Source organism: Bacillus sp. AP50 (genome assembly GCF_040492675.1).
GTDB classification, from domain to species: Bacteria; Bacillota; Bacilli; order Bacillales; family Bacillaceae_G; genus Bacillus_A; species Bacillus_A cereus.
Genome location: NZ_JBEUTW010000609.1, coordinates 1 through 1,916, shown reverse-complemented (window position 1 = coordinate 1,916; position 1,916 = coordinate 1). Strand labels below are relative to the sequence as shown.

The following is a 1,916-nucleotide window of genomic DNA, read 5'->3' as shown; positions in this document are numbered from 1 at the left end:
AATATTATTTTACCATGTTAAGTTGTATTGTACATTGAGAAATTTGGTATACCTCTTTATTTGAACGTAAAAAGCCCTAGAGGGGCTAGGACTTTTTGACAGAATGAAAATGATTCAAAAAAGGACTTATATAACGTAACATATGAATGTTTCATAAATGTATCGTAAAAGTGAACAAAATCTATATTTTGTTATTTTACTCCATCTCTTTCTAATGCTTCTTTTAGCATTCCTTCAGCTTCTTTTCTAATTTCTTCAGGTGTCATCTGGTCCACTGGTTTATAATTACCGTTTTTATCGTAGTCGGCTGTGTTAGTTTTTGGCTCATTTGTAGATGGCGGAACAGATTTATTAGGGTTCTCGTGTGTTATAACTTGAGATGCAGGAGATCCCTCTGTTTTAGACCTGTTTTGCTTTGTTAACTCTTCTTCTAACTTTTTCACTTGATCATCAAGAGCTTTATTTTCTGTTTCTAATGTTTTTATGTTTTTGTGAAGTACCTCATTTTCTTCAACGATTTGTTCATTAAAGTTTAGTCGGTTCATAGGTTCTTTTTCTGGTGATATACCTACTATAATAATTGCCATTAACAGTAGTAATCCTGAAAAAACGAAATGATTTTTTGCTGTTTTTTTTAATAAGAGTTTAATAAATCCTTTAATTAAATAATAAATCCCGATAATTATAGTGTAAGTGAACGTCATAAACATGGTATGGAAAATCGTTCTAGATGTGAGGCTTGGGAATTCTCCAATTGTTTCATAAAGCGCACCATATGTAACCATCAAAATTGCAGCATACATTATCGTCAATATTAAGACGACAATTAAAAATTTTTTAAATAGTGTCAAAGCTATTCCTCCTGTAAATCTTAGATGTATTAGATAATTTAATAAAAAAATAAAAGTACTCTTTTGAGTGCCTATTTTAAGCAGATACAGTAGCTTTACCTTAACCTTTACGGAAGATACCCATTAATCCACCGATCATTAAAGCTATAAACGCGAAAATAAGACCAAAAATACCATCAATAAGACCTAATACAAATTCAGTTGTTCGTTTCATTATAATCTCTTTAATTATGTAAAATGTAAGATTTCCGAGCTTATCATAGCAAACAATCAATTCTAATATTGTCATATTATGTCGAACGGAAACAAAAAAGCACTCATAAGAGTGTTTATCCTTAAATCTAATGTTTTTTACTAGATTTTTTATGTCCTTTATTTCGTTCACAAGCTACACCATCGCCATCACGATCTAAATGCGAAGCATAAGCTGGGCTATCTGGAGTTATATCGTAGTAACCAGCATTATTTGCATCTGTACAGTTTGCAAAGTGAACTTTCTCTTGTTTAGGTGCAGCTTGTTGCTGAGGTGCTGTATTAGCTGCAGCTTTTTGTTGTTCCTGTTCTTTTGCTCTAGCTACTTCTTGTTGTTTCTTTTGTTCTTCAGCCTTTTTCTGTTCTTCTAACTTCTTTTGCTCTTCAGCTTGTTTTGTTCTTCGGCTTTTTTCTGTTCTTCTATTTTCTTTTGTTCATCTTCTTTTTTAGTTTCTTGTTTTGGTTCTTCTGATGTATTTGCTTTATCATTTGAACCACAAGCAGCCAATCCCATAAGTAACACGCTGCATGCTAAAGCCATTAATAATTTTTTGCTCATAATTTAATTCCTCCAAGATATATATAATGTAATATTTCTGGACAATCTTATTAAAATAAACATCTGTATATTGTCATATCGTGTCGAATGGGAATAAAAAAGATAGCCATAACTCTCAATGGAAAAATGATAAGAATTTACCGATGGATATTAGAGCAATATCCTCTATTTTTTACTAATATTAAATAATAGTTTTTATCAAATCTATCGGGAGATGTGGTTTTAATGTGGGGTAGGGGCTGTCTCTTATACAC

The 1,916-nt window shown here is 31.5% G+C and carries 1 protein-coding gene and 1 pseudogene; both read right to left on the bottom strand.

What is annotated here, in order from left to right:
- Positions 1 to 191: 191 nt before the first annotated feature.
- Positions 192 to 851, bottom strand: a complete 660-nt coding sequence (locus ABWK52_RS27290; protein ID WP_098541772.1) for a hypothetical protein — start codon at positions 849 to 851, stop codon at positions 192 to 194.
- A gap of 341 nt (positions 852 to 1,192) precedes the next feature.
- Positions 1,193 to 1,662 (bottom strand): annotated as a pseudogene (locus ABWK52_RS27285) (excalibur calcium-binding domain-containing protein).
- Positions 1,663 to 1,916 lie beyond the last annotated feature (254 nt).